Consider the following 25,950-nt stretch of genomic DNA (forward strand, 5'->3'; position numbering starts at 1 on the left):
AGCACCTCCTAATATGTGCAGCCAAATACATTTTGCACTTCAACCTCGATTCTATTTGGTTCGAGCTTATCTAAGAACAGTGTAGCAGCCAGCAGGTCGGCGCTTCCGCCAGGAGAGATATCATGGAGCATGAACTCTTCATTAAGGGCATCCAGCCCTTCAATTCTCCCAGTCGATAAAATTTCGGCAGACCGCTTCTTAGCAAATAGAAGGGCTCCGCGACCTCCCCGATGCAAAATGCATGTATCATCCAAAACGGAGATTAACGCTAAAAGTGAATGCAGCCGCGCCTCATTTTCGGGCAATCCGTTAGCTCTAGAACGGTGCAGCATGGGCAAGGATACGTTCCTGATATGAGGGAATTCTCGCTGGGCTTCCCCTCTTGCGCCAAGTACCCCGTATTTTTTTTGTACTCTCATGCCATTGGTGACAGTGATGGAAGAATGACAATCTGAAAATCTTGCCGTTTCTCCAGCAAGTGCGAGGACTTCTTTAATGGTATGGCTGCCAGTTCCCATCGCGGCCGCTGAAACGAGCAGGCCCATCGCCCAAATCGCTCCTTTATGCGTATTGACGCCCCCGGTCGTTTCGAACATGCACGTTTCGCCTTCACGGCCGATCGTAGCAATTTCTCTTCTTAACGGAAGGGAAGGGGTTCTGCCATGGCTTATATAGGCGATGCGTGCAAAAGTTTCTTTAAGTGATAAAGCGGATTTTCTCATAAGGTGAATGGACAAATCTTGGTGAGATCCATTATTGTCCAGATCGACGAGGCCTGGTTTTGGAGTCAGCTCGACTTCTTCTATTAAAGAAAGAATCGCTGCTTCAGCTAACCAGCTGGACACTTCCGCCTTTTCGTTGCTCACTTCGACACCTCCCGGTTACCAGATTTTAAACTTATCCGGCGGTTCATATAACCCATCGGACCACTGAACAAGTTCCTCGATATTTTTTGCGGCAAGCAATGAACGTTTTGCCTCCGATCTTCGTATGTTCAAATCTTCTGGAAGGGCAACCAATCCTTCACGCCGCAAGTTTTCGGTTTTCTTAGGATCATGCATCATGCCGACTGGTGTAACCCCTGCAATCGCAGCAATGGCCTCCCTCCTTTTTTCCATGCTGTCCGCTTTGTATAAATAAGCGATGCCTTCCTCCGTCACTACATGCGTGACATCATCGCCATAAATCATTACCGGCGCTATCGCAAGGCCGGTTTCTCTTTTTACGTCTATGGCCTCCAATGATTCAACGAATATAGGTTTGTGCCCCGATTGGAAGGTTTCGACCACTTGTACAACCAATTTCTTTCCGCGGGCGAGCGGATCATCGGAAGTCATCATGTTTAACCATGCCGGTGTGGAATGCCTCCGCCCTCCTGGATCATGTCCCATATTCGGTGCGCCTCCGTAACCGGCCAGCCGTCCTCGTGTTACAGTGGAAGAATTTCCGTCCTTATCCATTTGCAGGGTCGAACCGATGAATAAGTCGACTGCATATTGCCCTGCCATCTGCGACAGTGCCCTGTTCGAACGCAGGCTGCCATCACGGCCGGTAAAAAAAACATCTCTGCGGGCTGCCACATATTTCTCCATTCCGACTTCCCCCCCAAAACAATGAATGCTGTCGATCCAGCCGCTTTCAATGGCCGGAATGAGTGTCGGGTGGGGATTCAACGCCCAATGTTTGCATATTTTGCCCTTCAAACCTAGTGATTCCCCATAGGTAGGGAGCAGCAATTCAATGGCTGCCGTGTTATACCCAATCCCATGATTCAACGATTGCACTTCATGCTTTTCATAAATGCCGCGAATGACCATCATCGCCTGCAAAATTTGAATATCGGTAATATGCCGGGGATCGCGTGTGAATAATGGTTCAAGTTGGTAGGGAGTAGTAGCGACAACAATATAATCAATCCAAGAAGCAGGTATATCGATACGTGGCAATTCATCTGTGAGTTCATTTACCTGAACGATGACAATTCCATCCCGAAATGCGGTCGCTTCAATGATGGTGGGGGTTTCTTCTGTATTGGGGCCGGTGTAAAGATTCCCATGCCGGTCCGCTTTATCCGCAGCAACCAGCGCAACGGCAGGAATCAAATCAATGAAAAGCCTCCCATATAGTTCGACATATGTATGCAGCTCACCAATGGTCAGCTTCCCATCCTCAAGCATTTGGGCAATCCGGAGACTTTGCGGGCCGGCAAAGGAAAAATCGATTTTTTTTGCAATCCCCCGTTCAAAAAGGTCCAAATGCTCCGGTCTGGATATGCTGGACATAATCATGTGCAGGTCAAACAATTCCTTTCCATTCACATTGGCAAGGGCTTCGGAAAGAAAGGAGGCCTGCTTTTGATTATTCCCTTCAAGCACTACTCGATCATGGGGCCTGATAAGCTTTTCCAACACATCTACGATCCGATCGGTCGGAATCATCATCCCATTGACGAGATCCTTCACACTGTCCATCCGTTTTTTCTTTTTCTCAAGCCTTTTAGACCATGATCGCTTTTGCTTGACTATCTGATTCATCGATTCCATCATTTCATTCCCCTCTCTAGTATTTTGCTGTTTCACGCTTGACGATGAACAGACAATCATCAAATCCGTTTTCTGTTGTTGACAAGATCCTGGCATCTGGTAACGCTCTCGCGGCTAGTCGAGACAAAACATTGCCTGGAGGCATTTCAATGAATAATCGCGATCCGTTTTCGAATAAAACGGTGGACATATCATGCCACTGGACAGGATAGGAGATGCCTTCAGCCAGATCCCGGCGAATGGCTTCAGCTTCGAACAACAGCCTTCCCCTTCGGTTGCCTGCGTACGGAATTAATGGACGATGGAACGGAATATCATGTAGGGCTTCGCCTAGTTCTGCCGAAACGGTTGAAAGGAGCGGACAATGGGAGGGTACAGGTACATTCAACAGCGAGACACTGCAGGCACCTTTCTTCCTCGCTTCGTTTAAAATCTTTTGAATAGCGGAAATGGCACCTGATAACGTGAATTGATCCGGAGCGTTCTTGTTCGAAATGTATACTGGGTATTGTTCATCATGGTGTTTGCTGACAAGTGACTGCAGGTTACCTGCCGTCATTCCGGTAACCACGCCCATGCCATATCCTTTTGGATAGGCCCGCTCCATAAGCTCACCTCGCAGCTTGACGATGTTTAGGGCATCTTTGAAGTCAATGACGCCGGCAGCAACAGCTGCACTGAAAGCACCGACTGAATGGCCAGCGACAAAATCGGGGAAAACACCTTCCGCTTCAAATGCCCTGAAACCAGCAATACTTGCTGTCAATAGGGAAATCTGGACGGAAGTGGTAGAGGAAAGTGACTCCTTTGTGTGATGAAGAAAAACGTTTTCATCCAATGCTTCACTTGCTGCAAGAAGCACTTCCTTGACTGCATGGCCACCTGGAAGTTCCAGAAATAGGCCGGGTGTCTGGGAACCTTGTCCAGGAAACAAAAATGCAACCTTCAAAAAGCCCTCCTCCTTTCAGATTCAAGTGCCTATTATCGAAGCTTTTTTCGAATGCTGGAAATCACATCTATATTATGTTTTTGCAACAAAATCGATAAGTCCGTCATATGTTGTTCATTTAGCAATTGGAGGATGGTTTCATGCTCATCAATCGATTTTTCGATGTTTCCTTCATTGCCAAATGAAAGACTTTGGATCCTTAACAACGGCCAGCCAAGTCGGGAATACATGGTTTTGATCGTTTCACTTTTACTCATCTTGATCAGGCACATATGGAAGGCGTGGTTCAATTGCGTATACGATTGAATATCATTTGTTTTCTTCATGTCTGTAAGAAGCTGACTCATTTCCATTAGCAGCTCTGGACTTGTTCCATGCTGTTTGATCCGTTCCATCGCCATATTCTCTAACATGTTCCGAATTTCGAGCAAATCGTATATTTCATTTTCGGTATATTCTTTTACAATGGCGCCTTTACGGGGGATTCTTTCCACCAATCCTTCAATGGTCAGTAAATATATCGCCTCACGGACAGGTGCTCTGCTTGTGCCGTATTCTTGGGCATAATTGAGTTCAATCAATTTTTCTCCTGGCTTGAGGATTCCGGTTATGATTTGTTCTGAAATGTGTTCGGCAATGGCTTTAGATAATGCATTATTCAATAATTTAGTTGGACCCATGCTGCTCCCTCACTTTCTGAATACTGTCGACTGTCGATATAATTATACAAATAATTAATAGATAATTCAATGTTTTCAGATAATTAATTATGTAATTTCTGTCATTTGATGCTGAATCCAATCCAACGAGAACAATTTCAGGCATACATGAAGGATATTAACAGGAATTGGAGCGTAGTATTCCCAAAGGTATGACTGTTCGCTCTGATTCGTCCCTGCGATTTCGTTTCGCTTATTCATGGCTATAACAGACAACATGTTTAGCGAATGTAAACCTCAGCAATCATTTTTTTATAAAACCACCTCCTTCCAAAGGGATAATATCCATAATGATGAATTATGTCAGTCTTCAAATTCATAAAGGATGTAAAACGGCATTTATTTTTAGAAGTTTGTTTCTGCCTTCATCTGTCCGCCTTTGATGACACCTTCAATGACAGTTTTGGTGCAGGGTTTACTGTGGCAAAAGTGCTCGAACTGGATGATGGCTAATTTTTTTAAAAATTCGCTTTTGTTTGTTTAATGCCAGCAGCCGCCAGTTCAGTAACTTCGATTAAAAGTGCTTCAATATCTGGCTGCCGAAGTATTTCAACATCTTACATATTTGCGTTTGAAACCAAGCCTCCCTCTTTGAATTTCTTTTTCAATACTGTCAGAAGCATTTAGGTAACTGTTTTTCTTCTTATCTCGTTTAACTTCAACTGTCCCAACTGTCTTTGCGGTTTCGACTGCCTTTTCATGAAGCGGCAAATATGAAATGCCCACATTGTATAGGAAATTATTCATAGCGGATTTCGTTCGTTCAGGCGAATCATGAATAAAATCTTTCAAGATATCAAGCATATTGGAAATCTTTATCTCGGAAAATTCATCGTCTTGACGATTGCCTAAAAGCCAGCAATAGCAACTCCAGCCCGCTGACATTCTCAGCTCATCGCCGCTTGAAATCCATTTGTCTGCAATATCTTGTGCAAGATCTGATTCTGATAAAGTGACGGCCACCACATAATCGGAAAGCATATAAAAATACGCTCCATCCATCCAACGATTAAAATCTGACTCATTCATGGCTTTTGGGTCTGCAATAATGCCTGCAAAGTACATCGCATCGTAGTTACCTGTGGCATAAAGCTCATCAGCTAAACGTTGATTTATTTTTATTTTCTTTGCAAGTGGCTTCATAGCACCAGTTGCCACGCCAAAAAGCGGCTCGTGAGCACCATTGGATATGTACATTTTTTTCGTACGTTCCTTACTGAGTGCTTCTAGCTCCTGCATAACTATATTGAAATCCATAGTTTTGTACGTCCTTTCTTAATTAGTTCCTGGTTAATTGTAAACAAATTTTTTCTTCAACACTTCTCCATTTTACCAGTATTCTTATAGAAACATCCTACATCTTCCGTACACAAACAAACACGGCCACAATGAATTTTCATCCTTTATTAATGTCTCAATTGCCAAATTAAACGTTCATTCAAACATAACAAGCAATTGAATCAAACACCTTTCTATCTGAACAAAGCGACTTCAAATCTCTTATCTTTCAGTAAAGGTGTAACCAAAAACCGCATACAAACTGTTGGAACTCTGTTTGTATGCGGTCTTATGCTGTTATTATTATGAACGATCGATTCGTTGTAATTCTGAAGAAGCAACCACTTTGTAACCTGTAGTATTTTCATCGATGGAGACTATGGTTCGTCCATCTTCCCTTTTTACAGTAATAGAAAGAATACCTTTACCAATGTTAATTCCTTGCACGTTGAGTTCATTCATATTATCCAGTAGGCAAGGGTTTACGTGTATCTCTTTAGAAGGGCTGTTTGGAAATAATTGAAGCAACGACTGGATGAATGTTAATGGTGTTGCAGCTGCCCAAGCATGTGGCGAACAGGCAACTGGATATTTAACAGGCTTACCAAGTTTAGATGAATATCCGCAGAATAGCTCAGGCAGTCGATCATATTCAAAATGTTGGGCCGCTTGCATTAATCCTTCCATGACTTTATTTGCTTCTTCCTGTTTCCCTGTTTTACTTAATCCGAGGATAATGAGACTGTTGTCATGAGGCCAAATGCTTCCATCATGATAACTAATAGGATTATAAGCAGCCTCATCTTCCCCCATGGTGCGTATGCCATAGCCAGAATACATTCTATCAGATAACAGCATGGTCGCTACCTTATCTGCTTTATCTTCATCCAGCATCTCCGATAATAGAACATGACCTGGGTTTGTTGTGATGGTACCTACCTTTTCTTTGTTTTGGTCCAAGGCAATTGCGTAAAAAGATTTATCTTCCATCCAGAACTGCTCATTAAATTTTGCTTTCAGAAGAGCTGCTTCATCTTTTAGCAATTTAGCTTCCGCTTGTTTATTGACTGCTTGATACAATGATGCCATGCCCATTTTCGCTTGATACACATAACCTTGAACTTCTGCAAGGGCGATTGGACTTTTTGCAAATTCTCCGTTTCTATGAACTACTGCGTCCGCGGAATCTTTCCAACCTTGATTGGCAATTCCCTTACTCGATTCTTGATGATATTCGACAAAGGAATCTCCATCTCTATCACCGTATTCATTAATCCATGCAAAGGCTGCATCAAGGTTAGGTTGTAAGTCATTAAGTAACGCAAAATCACCTGTCCATTTTACATATTCCGTTAGTAATATAATAAATAAAGGGGTTGCATCAACTGTACCGTAATAAGGAGTAAATGGAATTTGGTTTGTATTGGCTAACTCACCATAACGAATTTCATGCATGATCTTCCCTGGTTGCTCATCACGCCATGGATTGTTTTCTTTTCCTTGATGGACAGCCAAAGTCCTTAATGTTCCTTTGGCTACCTCAGGATTGAAAGGAAGCATCTGCAAGGCTGTAATTAGGCTATCGCGCCCAAACAGAACACCATACCACGGTAAGCCAGCTACAGGAAATGGACCATATCCCACATCGGAAAGTAAAACACGGATATCACTTAATCCTCTGGTAATTAACCGTTGAAGCGTTTCGTGGTCAGTTTTTACTTTTGTAGTACTGCATTCCCATTGTTTGTAGGATGCTTTTAATTCCTGAAGTGCCTCCATCATGGGGAGTATTTCGCTTTCATCCTCTCCTGCGATTTGAGGTCGTATCGTTAGCACGACCTCCTCTTCTTGTGCATGCTCTAATGTAAAATGGAATGTAATTTCACCTGTCTCCGTTACTTTGGCAGGTTCTCTGTCCCAGGAGATAGAAGTCTCTCGGGAAAGATTATCAGAACCTTGATATGTAAAAATCAAAGACTTATCATTAACCATTTGTCCAGTTCGTTTTCCGACTTTTCCTGATTGGAAACCGCGAACAATGAACATGTCCGTAAAATCAGCATCCACTTCAACCGTGATCGAAAATGTAATAGGTTTCGGGGAGTAATTTTTCAACGTAATTGCCTCATATAAAACACCATTGTTAATGAACCGCTTTCTCTGAATTTCTATCGATTCCCTCCATAAAACTACTTCTTCATCATTTTCCATATGAGGATTTGTAAGTAAGATGGTCGCCATATAATTCTCATCTGCTTTTGAAGACAATAAAATTGGATCTTCTCCATTAATTTTAATATTGAGTTTATTTAAGAATCTCGTATCTTTTGCATACAGTCCTAACCCATACTGGTGGTTTTCTGTGATATTGCCTCTTTCATCTGTTAATAAAAACAAATCATTTTCCTTGATTACACGATATTCCACTTGAGCTCCCCCTTGTTCCGAAACGTTTCGGATTTACTTTGCTTTACATTTTATCTCTTTGAATCTGATAGTTCAATGTTTTTTAACAAACTGGATTCACAGGCACGATAACATCACCATCTTCAACGACTACTGTTGCCTTCGGTACTTCCGATGGATATGGATTTATTTAAATCCCATTTTTGGAATTTTATCAACGTAATCTTTTCATCAGAAAAAAAGCTTATACCGTTGGCTGCCTGGTCTGGATAAATCCTGGCACTCATTACTTTTTCACCTTGATTGATAAAAACCTCTATAGAAGATTTATCAATGAAAATACGTAAACATAGTTTATTATTATATAGCTTAACTGGAGCTACCCTACGTCCTTTAGGACCGCTTCCTGATCGGTCTCTATTAAGCTCAAGCAAGCTTTCCATTCGATTGTACATAAGCAAAGTCTCTTGATTTAATGCTTCGCTTCTTCTTACTTTCATTCCAAAAGTTAAAGATGCTTGTGCCTCAATGATCACCTCAATTTCATAACAATCACTTGAAATTTGATGGAAGGTATGTTCGCCCTCAACCGTGATATTTGTATATTGGACAGCATTTTCCCGAAGCTTTTCAAATTCTGAAATAGGATTCACTAAAATTTTATTGTCTTGAACCGTTAACTCACGTGGAATGGTCATAGACCCTGCCCAATTGTTTTTTTGTTCAGGCATCTCACTTTCCCACATCGCCAACCAAGCTATCATAATACGCCTTCCTTGAAGGTCTAGTATGGTTTGTGGAGCATAAAAATCAAAACCATAATCCAATAGTTGAAAGTCACTATAATGGAGCAAGCCAGTTTCATAATCTAACTTGCCTTGAATATATCCCGCTTGATGGAGATTATGATAAAGATAATCCACTGGCTTCATCCCTTGTGGAGATATCATCAATATGTCATGCCCGTCTAAATGAAAAAAATCTGGGCATTCCCACATATATCCTAACTTCCCATCACTCTTTGCCATAACGTTCATAAATTCCCAATCTATCAAATCCTTTGAGTGATATAGCAATGCTTGCCCTCGATGGTCCTTTGTGCGTGATCCTACCACACAATAATAATCCTCACCATGCTTCCACACCTTTGGATCCCTAAAATGATGAGGGTGGATATCTCCTTTTGGCGCTGATAACATGACGGGATTTTGACTGATTTTATTAAAATGGATGCCATCTTCACTTACAGCAAGACACTGAGTTTGCCGTAAATCTGTGTCTTGATCATTTCCTGTCCAAACATTCCCCGTATACAAGACATAGAGAAAACCATCTTTTTCGATGGCACTTCCTGAAAAGCAACCATCCAGATCGTATTCTTCACTTGGAGCCAACGCTATCGGTAGATGTTCCCAAAAGACTAGGTCCTTACTTTTTACATGTCCCCAAAACATAGGTCCCCATTCAGCACTATAGGGGTGATGCTGATAAAATAAGTGATATTCATTTTTAAACGTACTGAACCCATTAGGATCATTCATCCAAAAAGCCTCTGTACTTATATGATAATTTAGTCTCCAATGATCCCCGCTAACGTTCTTAACGTTTTGACGAATGGATTGAGCTGCCAACTCAATCGCTTCCTGATGTCGCCTATCAATCGCCATGATTTACCTCCTTTTCCGCTCTTATCTCATCGATTTTCTCGATACCTTTTACATAATTAGGCATCCCATTGGTTCACTAATACATTAAACTATCTGTTTAACAAAAAACAAGAGTAATTTCTTTATTATCAATTTTCTAAATAAAAAAAGATTGAATATTTATTTTAAGGGCGCTAAAATATAGTGAAAGTGATCCGAAACGTTTTGGAGGTTTTTTTTTGACAACGATTAAAGATATCGCAAAGGCTGCAGGGGTTTCCGTCACTACTGTATCCCGGGCATTAAATGGTTATTTTGATGTAAATGAAAAGACCAAACAAAAAATCCTGGCTGTTGCTAAAGAGCTGAACTACAGCCCTAACACGCTAGCACGCGGGCTTGTTATGAAGAAGTCCAAAACCATTGGATTACTCGTGTCCGGAATGAGTAAGGAAAATCTAAAGGATAATTTTACATTCGAAGTGCTCTGTGGAATCAATGAAACGGCTTCAGCCCTTGGTTACGATTTAATTTTATTTAACACGAATACCACGAAACAGCGTGAAAAGACCTATACACAGCTTTGTCGTGAACGCCGTGTCGATGGAGCGATTGTCCAAGGCATTAGAAAAGACGATCCATATTTAAAAGAAATCTTGGAAAGTGATATTCCTTGTGTATTGATAGATATTCCCATACAAACGGATTCTGTTGGATATGTAACGACGGACAATGTATTAGGTGCAAAAAAAGCCATTGAGCATCTTATCCAGCTAGGTCATAAAAATATTGGGATGATCAATGGACATGAAGGGGCTTATGTAAGTGAAGAACGGTTGAAAGGATATATCGAGAAGCTTACGGAATATAACCTTCCCGTCAACAAGGAATGGATTGTAGATGGTGCCTTTGAAGAAGCAACATCGGAAAGCGTTACTTATAAGCTCTTAGAAGAAAATAAAGACATGGATGCTTTATTTTGCGCTAGTGATGTCATGGCACTTGGAGCATTAAAAGCCTGCCATAAATTAGGCAAGACAGTACCAGATGACATTTCCATAGTTGGATACGATAATATTACCCTTGCTTCCTACTGTCTGCCCCCATTGACCACGATTGGACAAGAAGTGTACAAAATTGGTTCTGAAGCTGCAGACTTACTCATTAAAATGCTAGAAGAGGATCCAACGGATTTGTGCCGTTATGTAGATACGAATTTGATTATTAGAGACAGTACTACTAAAAACTATAAATGAATAGTTTTTAGTTTTATATATTTTCCGAAACGTTTCGGATAACCTTTATTTTGTTTCAATGGACGATATACTTCCTTCATCAAAAAAGAAAGCGCTTCAACCTTGTGTAATTTTCTAACTATTATGTTATTGGGAAATGTGTAGTTTTGAAAATCACATGAAAAAAAATACATATAAGGGATTGAGAACATGAAAAAGAATTTAAATTATTGGTCTTTAAGCGGCTTTACTTTTTTTTATTTTTTTGCTTCTACATCTGCCATGTCTTTATTTGCTATATGGTTAGGACAAACATTAGAGCTAAGTGGCGCCCAAGTAGGTACGATTTTTTCCATTAATGCTATCGCCACCCTTTGTTTCCAACCACTATACGGTTTCATTTCGGATAAAATTGGATTGAGGAAACATTTGTTGTGGGTTATAACATTTTTGATAATGCTAATTGGTCCGTTTTTCATTTATATTTATAGTCCTCTATTACATTACAATCCTATTTTAGGCGCCATTATCGGAAGTGTTTATCTCAGTGCCACATTACTGGCATCGTTTGGAGCTATTGAATCATACGCCGAACGCACCGGCAGAAAATATCATTTCGAGTACGGACAAGTAAGGATGTGGGGATCATTAGGTGCTGCAGCTGCAGCCTTCTTTTCGGGGAAACTGTTTAACATCAATCCTCATATCAGCTTTTGGGTTGCATCGGCATGTAGTATCTTCCTTATTCTCTTTCTTCTATTAATGAAAGTTCAAATTTCAGAAGAAGAACAAAAGAAAACGGATTCAATTAAATTAACAGATACATTAGCTTTATTAAAGAACAAAACTTTTTGGATATTTATGGTGTATGTTCTAGGCGTGGCTTGTATTTATTCTGTCTATGATCAACAATTTCCCGTTTATTATGCTTCCTTATTCTCTACAAGCGGACAAGGAAATCAAATGTTTGGTTATCTAAATTCTATTCAAATCTTTTTAGAAGCAGGCATGATGTTTATTGCCCCGTTTATCGTTAATAAAATCGGCGCCAAGAAAAGTTTGGTCCTGGCAGGGTTACTCATGGCAATTCGTATTACTGGATCGGGATTGGCGGTGGAACCGATTGGCATTTCTACAATGAAAATGTTACATTCTTTCGAACTTCCGATTATGTTGATTGCTATCTTAAAATTTATCGATGCTAATTTCGATGCTAAGTTCTCGGCTACGATGTATATTGTAGGATATTATTTCGTGTCTCAAGTGGGTCAAGCCATTCTTTCGCCAATACTTGGTCATTGGTACGATACGATAGGCTTTTCAAAAAGCTATTTAATTTTAGGTGTTAGTGTATTCGTTTTTGTTATCCTATTCGCGGCTTTGAGGCCGACTGCTCTACCTAAACAAGTTCATTATCCTAAACAAGCTGTATAACGATAAAATACAAGTAGATACAAAAAAGCAATCCACACATTGTGTGATTGCTTTTTTGTAAAAGGCATTACGATATAAACTTACTTCCCTTTATCATATCGTAAGTTAAGGTAGCTAGCCTTTGACCTTTGAAAGGTTTAAAGATGTTGGAGATTGTCCGCGCCCATTTCTTCAATTGTTTTTAAAAAAATGACTTGTAGATCTCTTGGTGCTCCTTACACTCGTTACAGGAATATTCTATTTCCAATGCATCTTCAGTTACCGTATGAATGGTCTCCTTCTTGCACGTTTCACAAAATCTCTTTTGGGATATTTCCTTCATGTCAATCACCTTCCGTTTTTTTGGCCTTTGTATATTTTGCGAAAATTGGTCAGAATAATACCCTTATCTAAAAGAAACCCAGATGTAAAGCTCCTTGGCTTTTGTTCCGCACATAGCAAAAAGGAGCAAAAATTTTGCTCCTTAGTTGATTCCCGCTTGTACGGAAGGTTATCTTTTCGATAAGGAAGACCATGTGCTCTCTAGCCATTCATCGAAGTGTGCGCCCTTTTCCCCCTCATAGGTATCGTATATATCCATCCGCATCTTTTGAAGTTTTTCCTTGAATTCCTCATACGTATGGTCTTCCGGCAAACTCTTCTTTATCCTTAATAGGATTTTCGCTAACCCTTTAACCAATTCCCCTTTTTTTCTGGATGGCAATTGAACGTCTTCTCCTAATCTTTTCAGTTGCCGGTAGGATGCCTCCTGAACTTTATAGACAGAATCACTGTTCATGATATGGGTTAATATATCGATGGTTTGTTGGTTTTTCGATTGTCCTAACTCTTCTATCGCATCCAAACGTTCCCTCCAATTGGATTTGCGATTGGCGGACTTTTTTAATTCCTCATAGTTTTCAGGTAACTCGTTCATTTTTGTTTCTTTATTAGTCAAGTGAATCATTTCTCCTTCTGTCTTTGTGTAAATATCTGGATAGTGAACGGCATGTAATTCCAATCTACATAAATCCTCTACTTTACATCCATCATTCCCTTACTCATTATACCCTTTTCCATATTTTAATATAGTTAAATTTCGTAGCAAACTGCCATTCGCATGCTTTATCTACGCCTGCCATCATCCTCAAACAACCTTGGCGTTAACCTGTCAATTCAAGCCACAGGCCTTGGCAAGAATTTCAACGAGATGCAAGCTTTTAATAGGGTTAGCCGCCCCATCCCTTTGGATGCCAATGCTCATTTGCATTTGGCAGCCAGGATTAACCGTCACGATTGTAGTGGCCCTTGTTTCTTTAAGGTCGTTCATTTTTTCATCCAGGATTTTCATCGATTCCTCAAAATGGAGAAGGTTGTATATGCCTCCCGATGCACAGCAACGGTCAAACCCCGCCATTTCCACGTAAGTGATACCTGGTATCGCTTGCAATAATAACCGCGGCTCCTTTTGCACCTTTTGGACATTGCGCAAGTGGCAGGAATCTTGGAAAGTAACGATGCCATGATATTCTTCAGTAAAAGGGAGCGGCCCTAACTGATGAAGAATTTGGCTGATATCTTTTGATTTCTTGGAGAAATTTTTTGCCGCCCCTGACCACTCGCAATCATCAGCCAAGAGCTGTTCATATTCCCGAAGTGATGCACCGCAGCCCCCGGCATTACTGACGATTACCTCTGCATCCATCTGCATGAAAGCTTGGATATTCCTTTTCGCCAGAGCTTTCGCTTGCTTCGCTTCGCCTTGATGGGAATGGAGGGCACCGCAGCAGCTTTGATTTTCCGGAAGTATGACCTCACATCCCACAAGGGTAAGCAGTTCGATGGTAAGACGGTTGATTCGTGACATCAGCGAATCCATGATGCACCCAGTGAAGAAGGCTACCCTTAATCGCGTTTCCCCTTTGGCCGGTATGATCGTCCCTGGCTTGAACCGTTTCGAGTGAGATTCGATTGGGGGAAGGGCCTGTTCCATATGGGCAAGAACAGGTGAAAATTTCTTGAGCAAATTCGATGCACGAACCAGCTTGGATAACCCTGTTTTTTGATAAAGCATGGCCCCGCTACCGAGCAGATTCATTCGCCAAGGGTAGGGAAAGAGGTGAACCAATGCCAGTTTCTTCATCTTTGTCATGTTATCGCTGCTGGGCGGGCGATTTCCGATCGCTTCCTTTGCCGCCTCCAATATATGCCCGTAAGGAACACCGACAGGACAGGCGGTTTCACAGGCGCGGCAACCTAAACAAAGCTCGATCGGTTCCGTTAAATCCTTTTGAAGATCTATTTTCCCCTCGGCGGCCAGTTTCACCAGATTGATCCGTCCGCGTGGTGAAGCGGATTCCACGCCCATTGATTCATAGGTGGGGCATGCCGGCAAGCAATACCCGCATTTAACGCATTGATTTGTCCAGTCATGAGCATTCGCATGCAATTGTTCAACCGCTCTATTTGCATGGTTGGATGTGGCAGTTGCCTTCATGTGATCAACACGACCTTTGTTTGACCTTTTTCAGCAAAGATCTTACCAGGGTTCAAGATATTATTCGGATCCCACGCTTCCTTGATTTTTTTCATCATATTTACCCCATTTGCCCCTAATTCCATTTCCATATAGGGTGACTTCAACGTACCGATTCCGTGTTCCCCGGAAAGCGTTCCGCCCAGTTCGATCGCTGCTTCAAAAATTTCACTAACGGCAAGCTCCACTTTTTTCATTTCCGCTTTATTTCGTTTATCGGTAATGATGTTCGGGTGTAAATTTCCATCACCGGCATGACCGAAAACAACCAAGTTCAATTCATATTTATCGCGGATTTGCTGTAATCTCTCCATCATTGCCGGGATTTGATTGCGCGGGACCGTGGCATCCTCCGATATTTTCGTCGGCCCCATTTGGGTAATGGCCGGGGATACCCATTTACGCGCACTCCAAATGGTTTGGCGTTCCTCCACCGTTTCCGCTATCTTGACGTAGGAAGCCCCGTTATCTCTGCAAATATCCGCGCATTTATTTATTTCTTCTTCAATTGCCAACAGATGACCATCGACTTCGATGATCAAGATGGCCTCTGCTTGTAGCGGCAAGCCTGAAGGGCGATAGTTCTCGACAGCACGGATACATGCATTATCCATTAATTCCAAGGCCGAAGGGAGGATTCCTGATGATAAGATGCTTGTTATCGCATGGCCCGAGTCAATGAAATGATTGAAATGGGCCACGAATGTTTTTTGGCTTTGCGGTTTTGGAATCAAGCGGATGATCGCCTCCGTCACAATTCCCAAGGTGCCCTCTGAACCCACAATTAACCGGGTCAAGTCATAGCCGGTAACATTTTTCACGGTCTTACCGCCGGTACGGATGATTTCCCCTGTAGGCGTGACCACCTCCAATCCGATCACATATTCTTTAGTCGTCCCATACTTCAACCCTTTTGGTCCGCTCGAATTTTCCAATAGATTGCCCCCTATTGTGGCCACATTGGAACTGCTTGGGTCAGGTGGATAAAACAAACCCGCTTCGTCGGCTTTTTGATGGATGGTTGCCGTAATCACGCCTGGAGACACAATCGCGAGCATATTTTCCCTGTCGATAAACAATTTATCTCGTAAAAGGGTAAGATCAAGAACCATCCCGCCTTTTACAGGTAAGGGGCCGCCACTTAGAGAGGTACCCGATCCTCTAGGGTAAACGGGGATTTTGTGTAGATTGGCCATTTTCACTAACTCACTGATTTCTTTCGCGTTTTTAGGCTGTATGACGATTTCAGGTAAATACTCCCCAAAAGAAGCATCATAGCTATAACAATAACGCTCCGCCAAATCAAGGAACATCCGATTTCGAGGAATGATCTGACTAAGAGCAGTAAGGGCGTCTTGCTCCATGTGTTTCACTTCCTTTCTAGGTTCATAGCGGTTATCCGTTATGATGTGAACCGCCGAAAACCTTCCCGACACCTTGAATTTTTTCGAGTATGATGATCAGCAGCACAGATATGAAAATGACCACGCTTGATACGCTTGCGACGATTGGATTATAGGCATCCTGCATTTGCGAAAAAATCTCGATCGGCAGCGTTCGCATTTCAGGTGATACCATAAAGAGGGAAACCGTCACATTATCAAACGATGTCAAAAAGGCGAATAAACCTCCCGATATGGCCGCAGATCCGATCAGCGGCAGCGTCACTTTCAGGAATACAGTCAAAGGGTTGGCCCCCAGTATGGCTGCAGCACGTTCAAGATTGTAATCAAATCCGCTTAAACCCGTCAACACGAGCCGCATGACATAGGGGATGCAAATGACAATATGGGCAATTAAAAAACCAGTAGACGTCCCGGCCAGCATCATGGGTGTAAAGTACATTAAAAGGGCTATCCCCAAAACCAATTGCGGAACACTCAATGGAGAAGTTAAAAGGGCTGTAATATAGGATTTACCCGGAATCTCATATTTTGCGATGCCAAGAGCCGCCAAGGTCCCGAATATGACCGAGAAAAGGGCCGCAAGCGCAGCAAACTTTGCACTGTTCAAAAATGCTTCGAGAAATTCAGGACGCTCCAGTATTTTTGCATACCATTGCAGCGAAAAACCATCAGCTGGAAAACTAGGATAATTCGCGCTAGTAAAAGAGGCCGGGATAACGACAATCAGCGGAATCAAGATATAGATGATTGCTAACACGGCTACTGCAATCCGAAGGCCGCCAAACGTTTTCATCATCGGAATACCTCCTTGAATTTCCCTTTTTCAAACACTCTCGTAAAAATGGTCACTGAAAGGACCGTCGTTGCCAATAGAATATAAGAAAGGGCAGATCCGAATGTCCAGTGAAGCAGATTATTAATCTGGTCGTATATGACAACGGGCATGACCGGCACATTCGCTCCGCCCATGAGTGCCGGTGTGACATACGCACTCATCGATAAGCTGAACACAAGGATGCAGCCCGATACGATGCCTGGTATGCTTAGCGGCAAGGTAATCGAAAAGAACCTTCTGAAAGGGCTCGCACCTAGTATGGCTCCCGCCTTGTCCAGGGAAGGGTCGATATTATAAAGGCTGGCAACGATCGATAGGATCATGAACGGCAGGTAGGCATTGGAGAGCCCGATCACCACTCCGATTTCCGAAAATAGAAGTTTCAATGGCGCATTGATGATTCCGAGCGCCATCAAGGTTTGATTGATCGTTCCGTTCGGCAGCAGCAGCAGGTACCAGCCAAAATTGCGCACAACGATACTCACCAAAAGCGGAGAGACGATCAAGAGGGTGATGTACCCCCTGATTCGCGCTGAACTTCTTGCCATTGTCAAAGCGACAGGGTACCCTAGGAATAAAGCGACCAATACGGAATATAAACTGATTTTTACCGTCAGCCATAAAGAGGATAGATAGTAGCTATCGGTAAATAATTGGGTATAGTTTTTCAAGCTATATACCGCATTCTCCGCCCCAAGATTATCAGTGGAAATGAAGCTTAAATATAAGATGTATAACATCGGTATGACGAAGAAACCGAATATAAATAGCAGAATGGGCGTTAAGAGCAGCAAACCCGGCACCCATACTTTCCTTTTTTTGAACTTAGGTTCCTGTTGCGGCTCAAGCGGATTCATCTTAGTTTCTATTTCTTGACTAGCATAACTTCTGATGGGCTCCATCCGATAAACACCTCACTTCCATTTTGCCATGAAGAATCGAAAGCGGCCGTTAATACTTGAATGCTCTTTCCTTGTAGCAGTACATGGACCTCCCAAGACGTACCAAGGTAATTGATTTGGCTGATCTGAGCACGATGGAAATCCAACGGCGGAGAAGATGATGTTCCATCCGCAGAGATGATCTCCATTTTTTCTGGCCTGATATATATCCTGACCGCATCCCCCGGTTTCAAATCACCGTCATCGCCCATGATATTACCAGCGTCTACATGAGCGAAGTCAGAACCTAACTTGACTGTGATTTTCCGTTGATCCACCGCTGACACGTTCCCTTCAAAACAATTCGATTTTCCGATGAACTGAAACACGAATTCAGTCTTGGGATGATTGTATATATCAGTCGGCGTACTGATTTGTTCAATTTTCCCTGCATTCATGACCACTACTCGATCCGACATGGAAAGGGCCTCTTCTTGGTCATGGGTGACAAATATGGTCGTCACGCCAATCTCCTTTTGCAGTCGCTTGATCTCAGCCCTCAATTCATGCCTTAATTTGGCATCAAGGTTTGAAAGGGGCTCATCCAGCAGAAGCAGCTCTGGCTCCACGACAAGTGCCCGTGAAATGGCAACACGCTGGCGCTGTCCCCCAGATAACTCCCTCGGATAACGATTCTCAAGCCCGGACATTTTCACCAATTCAAGCGCTTGGCTAATTTTCTTTTCTTGCTCGGACTTTCCGACTTTACGCAGTTTCAACCCGAAACTTAGATTTTCATAGACTGTCATATGGGGAAAAAGCGAATACGTTTGAAAAACCATCCCTAAATCTCTTTTATAAGGGGGAACCTTTGTAACATTATTGCCCTTGATATGGACCTCGCCCCGATCCGCATCGAGGAATCCTGCGATGAGGTTCAAGGTGGTGGACTTGCCGCATCCTGAAGGGCCAAGAAGGGTTAGTAACTCCCCTTGCTTCACCTCGAGATCGATTCCATTCAGAACAACATTCGTGCCAAACTGCTTGAATGCCCCTTTTATCTCCACGTCATTTTTGGTTGACTCGAAACGGTAAATCGACTTCATAGACATCCTGTTGGTTCCTGCCTCTTTTTTCACTACTTCCATGTTACCTCCACCCCTTTTTATTTAAGTTTTGTTCCTAATTCAGGAGTAACCTCTTTCGCCCATCTGTCCGACACCTCTGCACGAATTTCAGCGAACTTGGCGAAATCAGGTTTGAATGTTTTGTCACTTTCCTTGAGTCCGATTGATTCTTCGTATTTCTCCGGTATCTTCATCCCTTCCACCGTCGGATAAAATCCTTTTTCGGAAATGAGTTGTTGGGCCTCTTTACTGACTAAATAATTAATGAACTCTAGGCCCTCTTTACTGTTGGGTGTATTCTTCACTAACCCGGCGCTGAAAGCCTGCAGCGGTACGCCTTCTTTCGGTACAGCCATTTTGATGGGAATTCCGGATACGGCCAGTTCACCTATTGAATAACTGCCCATGACCGTTATATCCGCGGCCCCTTGCTGGATCGCAGGCATCATTTGTGTTGAATTCTTATAAAACGTATTGGAATAGCCAGCAAGGTCTTTTGCCTTTTCAAGCCCTGGTTCGATATTTTCCGTACTTCCTCCGTTTGAAATCGCTAAACCATTAAGGGTATTGAAGCCCCAGTCATTCGTAATATCCGCAAAGGCCGTTTTCCCCTCGTAATCCGGTGAGACCAAATCATTCCACGATTCAATCGGTTTCAACTTCTCCTTTTTGAAGGTTTCCGTATTATACGCCGGTGCAATGACTAACCCGAATACGGGGGCAGCTGCCTTCTCCGCCGGAATGAAACGCGGATCCACCGATTTCATATTCGGCACATTGGACTCATCAACCGGTTCGATCAGCTCCTTCTCCTTTGCCCGGATTACGTCCACTGGTACAAAAAAGGCGATATCGATTTGTGGCGCGTTTTTCTGTAATTCCACTTTCGATAGGATTTCTCCCGATAAGCCGGAAATATAATTGACGGTTATTCCCGTTTCTTCTTTGAACTTAGGAGCGATGACATCACGAATGGCACTTTCGATGACTCCTCCATTCCCGGCAATCGTTATTTTTTTCTCTCCTTTTTCTCCTGAATTGGTTTGTACGGATTCGCCCGGTTTTTGTGGAGTCGGGTTACCGCAGCCTGCAAGAGCAACCAAGATGATGATGGATAGTAAACTCATTATTTTCTTCATACTCATTTCCTCCATTTTTTCATTTTTTCATCAATCCATGTTCGGTAAAATATTTCATTGCACCAGAATGAAAATCGAGCGGAACTGGCCCTGCTGCGTCATTCAATGAAATGTCAGAAGCGGCGGGATGTGTATCCTGCAGCTCCGGCAGATGCTCATATAATGTTTTCACAAGATTGTAAGCATGCCGGTCGGACATTTCATCGTAAGTGACCAAGACATTTTTGATGGAAATCGTTTGGACCTCTTTCTGCATTCCCTTGTATGTATCAACTGGGAGTTCATTTTGAGCGTACACACCGTATTGCTTCTGCAAACGGTCAATAATGTCTTTCGGTATCGGAATGATTGAGAGCTCGGTTTGCTTGGATGTGTAAGCGATTTCATAATTCGGGATGCCTGAAGAGAAGAAAGCCGCATCAATGGAACCATTTTGCAGCGCTTCGGCAGCTTGGGTAAAAGAAAGATAAGATAAATTCAATTGTTCAGGCTGTAAATCCGTTTCCAAAAGGATCCGTTCTGCAATTAGTCTAGTGCCGCTGCCGCTTGTACCCACACTAACCCTTTTTCCAGCTAAATCATCCAAGGAATCAATATCATGTCGTTTTGTGGTAACAATTTGAACATAGTTGGAATAGAGGGTCGTCAATGCTCGTAATCTTGATTTGTTCGTAGAAGGCAACTCAAGTACGTCCACTGTCGTAAAGCCGATTTCGGCCTTGTGCTGGCTGACTAGCTCGGTATTTTCGATGGAAGCTTGTGTGACCTGTGTCCCCGACACGGCTCCGTTATATCTTTCGTACAACGCAGACAGTCTCTGGCCTACGGTAAAGTAAACACCTGACATGTCCCCGGTTGCTATGATTAGCATCCGATTCGACAAATCCTGTCCGCTTGAATCTGGTTGTCCCTGTCTCAGGGCAGAAGCAGGTTGAGAGATTTCCTGCTGCTCATTCATGAAAGAACATCCCGTTATGAAACAAAATAGCAATATGAATGGTAGAAAGAGTGTTCCATTTTTCATAGTGATCTCCTCTCTTACTCTATTTAGATGCAAGTAACATGCCAAGTGAAGTAATCGCTTCATCATGGGAATTTTGCCGATGTATCGATGCAAATCTAGAGGAAACCGGCAATATTTTCCGAATCCCCAGAAAAATTTGCCGGTTCAGCCTTTAGTTTATTCTTTTTGGGAAATGAGTTTAATTTTATCACGCAGGCTTCTTTCCGATATTTTTAGGACTTGCGCTGTTTTTTGCCGATGGTTCTTACAATATTGCAGAGTAGCCGTAATGACTTTTTCCTCTATGTCTTTCATGGACATGCCAAGAGGAACGCGAAAACTGTTTCGATCATCCTCCAACACATCCGGCTGAAAGACGAACTTTTGTTCTTGAACATATTGTGGCAGGTCTGTATCCTCCATACATGTAGTATTTGATAGGGCTACCGCATATTCGATCATGTTCCCAAGCTCGCGGACATTCCCGGGATAATGATAATCGAGCAGGATCTGCCGTGCGGCCGCCGAAAATGTCTTATCTTCCCTGTTCATGTCCCTTGCGTGTTTTTTCATATAATAATCCATCAGGATCGGCAAATCTTCTTTTCTTTCCCGAAGCGGCGGCATGGAAATGGGAATGACATTCAGCCTGAAAAATAAATCCTCCCTGAACTCCCCGTCCATCACCATTTGCTCCAGATTTTTATTGGCCGCACTGATTATGCGGACATCCAATGATCGTTTCGTATTGGAACCGAGGGGAGTCACTTCCCGTTCCTGCAGCACCCGTAATAATTTGGCTTGGAGGGGCAAGGGCATTTCACTAATTTCATCAAGAAATAGAATGCCTCCATTAGCGGCAACGAACTTCCCATCCTTCCTCTGGGTGGCACCTGAAAAAGCTCCCTTTTCATATCCGAACAATTCAGATTCCAGCAGCATGTCGGGAATAGCCGCGCAATTGACGATTTGCATGGGCTTATTTTTCCTTCTTCCCAGCGTATGGATGTTCCTGGCTACAAGCTCTTTGCCCGTTCCGCTTTCACCTGTAATAAGCACACTGGAATCAATATCTTTCACTCTATCGATCATGGAAAAAATGCGCTGCATCGCCCTGCTATTACCAAGAAAATTCTCCATTCCCCTTTGTTTCTCCAATTCTTCATGAAGTGTCTCCAATTGATTCGTCATCTGATTGAATTCGGCTGCCCTCATCATAAGCATCGAAAGTTCTTTTATATTTAGAGGCTTCTCAATATAATAATAGGCTCCTTTTTTTATGGCTTCGATGGAAGTATCGATGGATGAATAGGCAGTCATCATGATGACTGCCACGTTAGGAGCGAGTTGTTTGATTTTCAGAAGGATATCAAGCCCGCTTTTATTGCCTATCCTCAAATCAAGCAAAACGATATCAAATGTTTGATTTTCAATCTTCCGAAGGCCTTCATCCGGGTCTGTCGTTGTCGTGACTTGATAGGAGTCTTCCAACGCAAAGCCAAGCGCGTTGCAAATGGCGGGTTCATCATCGATCACTAATACATGTAACATCATATTTCTCCTCCTTCTTGAGTTCATTCGTATATAAAGGCAGCAAAATGATGAATGTCGTTCCACAATCAGGATGGCTTTTAACTTGGATATCTCCATTGTTTTCTTTGATTAGCCTATACGATAACGTTAGGCCCAAGCCGACTCCCTTGTCTTTATTTGTGTAAAAAGGTTCAAAAATGTGGTTCTGCTCATCCTGCTTAATGCCAATGCCTGAATCCGATATGGTAATCCGCCCGGTTTTCTCGTTTTCTCTATCAATGGAAATGGTAATCGTTTTTACCTCTCTTTCCTCCACAGCTTGAATCGAATTCAATACCAGATTAAGGATAACTTGGTGAATCTGCTGTAAATCTATATAAAAGATAAGGTCCTCATCTATTGCCTGTTCAAAATGTATTTGCTTTTTTGCCATTGTCACCTTATGGAATGCAAGTAATGAAATAAGTTCATGAGCAGGGCAATTCGTTATATTCGGCGGTCGTGGACGTGCATATTCAATTAAATCGGTAACGATTGCATTGAGACGGTTGACTTCAGTGGGCAAGTGCTCCATTAGAACTTGCCGGAATTGAGGCTTATCATATTTGCTTGGAAGTAAATCAATGAATGTTTTTATCGATGTTAACGGGTTTCTAATTTCATGGGCAACCCCGGCAACCAGTTGACCAAGTGCGTGCAGTTTTTCCTGTGTGACCAATTTTTTCTCCAACGTTTTCTTCTCCGTTTCATCATTCAGGGACAGTAAGTACCCGGTATGTATCTTTTCCGTACTGAACATCTTATGCATCGAATAGGAAATCTCCTTCTGTTCATGCCGTCCATGCAAAACCCGGATCCGAAAGGAACCTGTGCCCATTTTTTCTCTTTGTTCTGGATGGGTAGCTTCGAACATCTTCAATAGCTGAGCATGATTTGTAATATTCAGAATCATTTCCTTGGAAATGTTCAGGATCTCTGATGCTTTTTCATTGCAGCTTGTAATCAGGAAATCGTGATCGAAGGTAATGATGCCTGTATTGATGTTGTTTAAGATTTGTTCTTTGAAAGCTTTACTATTGTCCAGTTTTTGCCGTTGTTTCTCTAAATCCTCATTCAATAGGTGCAATGTCCGAGTCTGGGCAAGCACGGATTTTTTTAGCTTTTGATTCCATATGTAAACAATGAAAAGAATAATGGCTCCGGCGGTTAAAATCATGGTCAGCCAGAAAATGAATTGCTCCAGTCTTGCGATTTTTTGATCGGATTGCGGCATGAGCCATTTATCGATGATCCCATTTAATTGACGATTGGCTTTAAGTTCAGTGAGTGCATTGTCCATCATGAATAGAAGCGTTTGATTTCCTTGCTTAACAGCAATCGTATAATCCGCAGGTTCAATGACCTCATCAAGAATGATGTAGTTTTTCCCCTGGCGGAGTTTTTTCAAATAATATTCCGCCGTCCATTTGTTGCCTATGAAAGCATCTGCTCGGTCATTCATTAACGTTAACATTCCGGAGTATTGATTCGAAACAGTCGTTAAGTTTGTATTCCTCATATTGAGAAAAGTGCTGATTACAGGTGTTGTGGGGTCAAGGACAACATGGGCATCGCGTAAGTCCGTTAACGTATGGATATCCTTTTTCCTATTGCTTGGGATGATGATTGATTGGGACATGGTAAAATAAGGCTGGGTGAAATCTAGCTGATTATCTTTTTCGATACTATAGGTACTCCCGACGATGGCATCGACGGACCCGTTCATTAACCGTTTTTCCGCTTCTTGTATCTCCATTGGAAGATACTCGAAAACAGTGCCGTTATTTTTCGCTATTTTCTCCATCAGATCAATATTGATGCCACTTGGTTCATTGGCTTCATTTTTGAATGAAAATGGGGGAAGAGCACTCTCTACCGCAATGATATAGGTTTTTTGTTCAGCAAAAACATTGTAAGTCCCTGATGCTTCCCAAATGAATGCATAACAAACTATACATAAAAATGCCAAAAGCTTCTTTTTAATTAAAAACCCTCCTATTCCTTCGATCTTCATGCAGGCATCATTCTCTGCCCAAAAACGTCATGATACTTACTATTTCTCCAATTACGACTTGAACCCTTTTATAAAGTCTTAGATTACGAGATAACCTGACACATTCCAGCAAAAATTTACAAGGTATATTCGTCTGCCAATGGACTGCCGTTTGCTTCACCTTTTCCGTTTACGAATCCCCCCTAAGGAAAAAAGCAATAAATAGAAACCCAGCATTTATTGCTGGGTTTCAGTTAGATTCACTTATAATCTTTATTTTTCACTATCGAGTTCTTTTATCATTTGTCTTAAGGCTCCAAGATGATAAGCGGAATGAGCGATGATCGCATTTACATTCGTCAGCCATTCCTCTAAATCGATTGTATCGATTTCGGCTAAAAGAGAGTGGTATTCAGTCTGTAGGCCTTCCTTGATTTCGGCCCATTTTGTCTCATCAACTTGAGAAATGGTCCAGCTGGCATTCCAATCCTTTTCAAATTCCACACCACTAATCATCGTCCGGACCACCCATAAGTAATAACGGGTGTGGTCAGCGTGAGCGGCTATTGTCGATCCGTGAATGGAAAGAGATGCATCTTCCGCGTTCAGCCCTTCGAGAGTGCCAAAAATGCCTGTATTTGGTTTTGAATCAGTATAATAGCTTCCTCCGTTTCCCGGTCCCTCAAACGTTTCATTCAAAAGCGTTTTTAGCGATTCAGCCAACTTCCTTCCCATTTCCCTATCCCCTTTCAAGCATTTTAATTAATTTGCTTCAACCCTTATCATACACTAGGTCAATTCCATATTTGGATTTATTTTGTAAATATTCTATTGTTTTTAAACTATGACTAATTTGTGGGCAAGTGCCGCATCACATAAATTGAAGAGCTGAGCAATAGGCAGTGTCCATTTTTTCAGCGACAGATGCTAATCGCTCTGGATCATGTTTTCTCGTCGCCCCCAAGCTAACCTTTAATGTTTCTACAATTAGTATGGCCTTCGCTTGTTTTAAACGTGCCAGCTTGCCCACTACTATTGCCCAATTGACCAAGTGTCCCAACAACGCTGCCCAAATTATTCGTTTCCATTAATACTATTTCCCCCAATGTATCGTAGGTGCAAACCATATTAGCCCCAATATCTTTACATAATCTTCTTTAGCTGAATTTCCAACAGTTCCTATAAAAACCAAAAAGACCGTAGACAATCTCCATCATTATCGAGTTTGTCTACGGTCTGAGGCATTTAAAGCATTGCCTTATATTATTT

Annotated in this window: 20 protein-coding genes; 2 read left to right on the forward strand and 18 right to left on the reverse strand. The window is 42.3% G+C overall.

Annotated elements, in window-relative coordinates:
* Positions 1-8: 8 nt before the first annotated feature.
* The 7 genes from CVN76_RS03345 to CVN76_RS03375 all read right to left on the reverse strand — a co-directional run bounded on the left by CVN76_RS03345 (position 9) and on the right by CVN76_RS03375 (position 9,562).
* Positions 9-866 (reverse strand): triphosphoribosyl-dephospho-CoA synthase, encoded by an 858-nt coding sequence (locus CVN76_RS03345; protein WP_100530282.1) that lies wholly within the window; start codon positions 864-866, stop codon positions 9-11.
* 15 nt (positions 867-881) lie between these two features.
* Positions 882-2,543: a malonate decarboxylase subunit alpha gene (gene mdcA, locus CVN76_RS03350; protein ID WP_442857543.1), complete on the reverse strand. Its 1,662-nt coding sequence runs from the start codon at positions 2,541-2,543 to the stop codon at positions 882-884.
* Between the two features lie 16 nt (positions 2,544-2,559).
* Entirely contained in the window at positions 2,560-3,492 is a 933-nt protein-coding gene (locus CVN76_RS03355; protein ID WP_100530283.1) for an ACP S-malonyltransferase, read from the reverse strand.
* Positions 3,493-3,524: 32 nt separating this feature from the next.
* Positions 3,525-4,172 (reverse strand): GntR family transcriptional regulator, encoded by a 648-nt coding sequence (locus tag CVN76_RS03360; RefSeq protein ID WP_100530284.1) that lies wholly within the window; start codon positions 4,170-4,172, stop codon positions 3,525-3,527.
* Positions 4,173-4,760: 588 nt separating this feature from the next.
* Positions 4,761-5,468 (reverse strand): DNA alkylation repair protein, encoded by a 708-nt coding sequence (locus CVN76_RS03365; protein WP_100530285.1) that lies wholly within the window; start codon positions 5,466-5,468, stop codon positions 4,761-4,763.
* A gap of 324 nt (positions 5,469-5,792) precedes the next feature.
* Complete coding sequence (locus tag CVN76_RS03370) at positions 5,793-7,916, reverse strand: amylo-alpha-1,6-glucosidase (protein WP_100530286.1); 2,124 nt, start codon at positions 7,914-7,916, stop codon at positions 5,793-5,795.
* A 122-nt stretch (positions 7,917-8,038) separates the two neighbouring features.
* A complete protein-coding gene (locus tag CVN76_RS03375; protein WP_100530287.1) occupies positions 8,039-9,562 on the reverse strand; it encodes a glycoside hydrolase family 32 protein in 1,524 nt (507 codons plus the stop codon).
* Positions 9,563-9,780: 218 nt separating this feature from the next.
* On the opposite strand from CVN76_RS03375, the gene CVN76_RS03380 reads away from it, so the two are divergent.
* Positions 9,781-10,797, forward strand: coding sequence for a LacI family DNA-binding transcriptional regulator (locus CVN76_RS03380; RefSeq protein WP_100530288.1), 1,017 nt, complete (start codon positions 9,781-9,783; stop codon positions 10,795-10,797).
* A 189-nt stretch (positions 10,798-10,986) separates the two neighbouring features.
* Positions 10,987-12,210 carry an MFS transporter gene (locus CVN76_RS03385; RefSeq protein WP_100530289.1) on the forward strand — a complete coding sequence of 408 codons (1,224 nt, stop codon included), beginning with the start codon at positions 10,987-10,989 and terminating at the stop codon, positions 12,208-12,210.
* Between the two features lie 490 nt (positions 12,211-12,700).
* On the opposite strand, the gene CVN76_RS03390 is transcribed toward CVN76_RS03385, so the two are convergent.
* The 11 genes from CVN76_RS03390 to CVN76_RS03440 form a co-directional block, all read right to left on the reverse strand.
* Positions 12,701-13,147 carry a HEAT repeat domain-containing protein gene (locus CVN76_RS03390; RefSeq protein ID WP_100530319.1) on the reverse strand — a complete coding sequence of 149 codons (447 nt, stop codon included), beginning with the start codon at positions 13,145-13,147 and terminating at the stop codon, positions 12,701-12,703.
* A 213-nt stretch (positions 13,148-13,360) separates the two neighbouring features.
* Complete coding sequence (locus CVN76_RS03395; protein WP_100530290.1) at positions 13,361-14,686, reverse strand: (Fe-S)-binding protein; 1,326 nt, start codon at positions 14,684-14,686, stop codon at positions 13,361-13,363.
* Entirely contained in the window at positions 14,683-16,089 is a 1,407-nt protein-coding gene (locus CVN76_RS03400; protein ID WP_100530291.1) for an FAD-binding oxidoreductase, read from the reverse strand. The genes CVN76_RS03395 and CVN76_RS03400 overlap by 4 nt, the downstream gene beginning before the upstream one ends.
* A gap of 31 nt (positions 16,090-16,120) precedes the next feature.
* On the reverse strand, positions 16,121-16,924 hold the full coding sequence (locus CVN76_RS03405) for an ABC transporter permease (protein WP_100530320.1): 804 nt from the start codon (positions 16,922-16,924) through the stop codon (positions 16,121-16,123).
* Entirely contained in the window at positions 16,924-17,868 is a 945-nt protein-coding gene (locus tag CVN76_RS03410; protein ID WP_100530292.1) for an ABC transporter permease, read from the reverse strand. The genes CVN76_RS03405 and CVN76_RS03410 overlap by 1 nt, the downstream gene beginning before the upstream one ends.
* On the reverse strand, positions 17,832-18,953 hold the full coding sequence (locus CVN76_RS03415; RefSeq protein WP_100530321.1) for an ABC transporter ATP-binding protein: 1,122 nt from the start codon (positions 18,951-18,953) through the stop codon (positions 17,832-17,834). The genes CVN76_RS03410 and CVN76_RS03415 overlap by 37 nt, the downstream gene beginning before the upstream one ends.
* Before the next feature lie 59 nt (positions 18,954-19,012).
* A complete protein-coding gene (locus tag CVN76_RS03420; protein WP_100530293.1) occupies positions 19,013-20,113 on the reverse strand; it encodes an ABC transporter substrate-binding protein in 1,101 nt (366 codons plus the stop codon).
* A gap of 19 nt (positions 20,114-20,132) precedes the next feature.
* Positions 20,133-21,071: a TAXI family TRAP transporter solute-binding subunit gene (locus tag CVN76_RS03425; RefSeq protein WP_157805497.1), complete on the reverse strand. Its 939-nt coding sequence runs from the start codon at positions 21,069-21,071 to the stop codon at positions 20,133-20,135.
* Positions 21,072-21,293: 222 nt separating this feature from the next.
* Entirely contained in the window at positions 21,294-22,670 is a 1,377-nt protein-coding gene (locus CVN76_RS03430; RefSeq protein WP_332850594.1) for a sigma-54-dependent transcriptional regulator, read from the reverse strand.
* Positions 22,642-24,702: a transporter substrate-binding domain-containing protein gene (locus CVN76_RS03435; RefSeq protein WP_100530296.1), complete on the reverse strand. Its 2,061-nt coding sequence runs from the start codon at positions 24,700-24,702 to the stop codon at positions 22,642-22,644. The genes CVN76_RS03430 and CVN76_RS03435 overlap by 29 nt, the downstream gene beginning before the upstream one ends.
* 252 nt (positions 24,703-24,954) lie before the next feature.
* Positions 24,955-25,416 carry a hypothetical protein gene (locus CVN76_RS03440; protein WP_100530297.1) on the reverse strand — a complete coding sequence of 154 codons (462 nt, stop codon included), beginning with the start codon at positions 25,414-25,416 and terminating at the stop codon, positions 24,955-24,957.
* Positions 25,417-25,950: the final 534 nt, after the last annotated feature.

The sequence above is a fragment of the Bacillus sp. mrc49 genome (assembly GCF_002803435.1).

Bases quoted from the DNA above. Each gene is read 5' to 3' on its own strand.
- mdcA (WP_442857543.1), bottom strand. From the start codon at position 2,543: ATGGAATCGATGAATCAGATAGTCAAGCAAAAGCGATCATGGTCTAAA.
- CVN76_RS03360 (WP_100530284.1), bottom strand. From the start codon at position 4,172: ATGGGTCCAACTAAATTATTGAATAATGCATTATCTAAAGCCATTGCC.
- CVN76_RS03365 (WP_100530285.1), bottom strand. From the start codon at position 5,468: ATGGATTTCAATATAGTTATGCAGGAGCTAGAAGCACTCAGTAAGGAA.
- CVN76_RS03375 (WP_100530287.1), bottom strand. From the start codon at position 9,562: ATGGCGATTGATAGGCGACATCAGGAAGCGATTGAGTTGGCAGCTCAA.
- CVN76_RS03385 (WP_100530289.1), top strand. From the start codon at position 10,987: ATGAAAAAGAATTTAAATTATTGGTCTTTAAGCGGCTTTACTTTTTTT.
- CVN76_RS03395 (WP_100530290.1), bottom strand. From the start codon at position 14,686: ATGAAGGCAACTGCCACATCCAACCATGCAAATAGAGCGGTTGAACAA.
- CVN76_RS03400 (WP_100530291.1), bottom strand. From the start codon at position 16,089: ATGGAGCAAGACGCCCTTACTGCTCTTAGTCAGATCATTCCTCGAAAT.
- CVN76_RS03405 (WP_100530320.1), bottom strand. From the start codon at position 16,924: ATGAAAACGTTTGGCGGCCTTCGGATTGCAGTAGCCGTGTTAGCAATC.
- CVN76_RS03410 (WP_100530292.1), bottom strand. From the start codon at position 17,868: ATGGAGCCCATCAGAAGTTATGCTAGTCAAGAAATAGAAACTAAGATG.
- CVN76_RS03415 (WP_100530321.1), bottom strand. From the start codon at position 18,953: ATGAAGTCGATTTACCGTTTCGAGTCAACCAAAAATGACGTGGAGATA.
- CVN76_RS03420 (WP_100530293.1), bottom strand. From the start codon at position 20,113: ATGAAGAAAATAATGAGTTTACTATCCATCATCATCTTGGTTGCTCTT.
- CVN76_RS03425 (WP_157805497.1), bottom strand. From the start codon at position 21,071: ATGAATGAGCAGCAGGAAATCTCTCAACCTGCTTCTGCCCTGAGACAG.
- CVN76_RS03430 (WP_332850594.1), bottom strand. From the start codon at position 22,670: ATGATGTTACATGTATTAGTGATCGATGATGAACCCGCCATTTGCAAC.
- CVN76_RS03435 (WP_100530296.1), bottom strand. From the start codon at position 24,702: ATGAAGATCGAAGGAATAGGAGGGTTTTTAATTAAAAAGAAGCTTTTG.
- CVN76_RS03440 (WP_100530297.1), bottom strand. From the start codon at position 25,416: ATGGGAAGGAAGTTGGCTGAATCGCTAAAAACGCTTTTGAATGAAACG.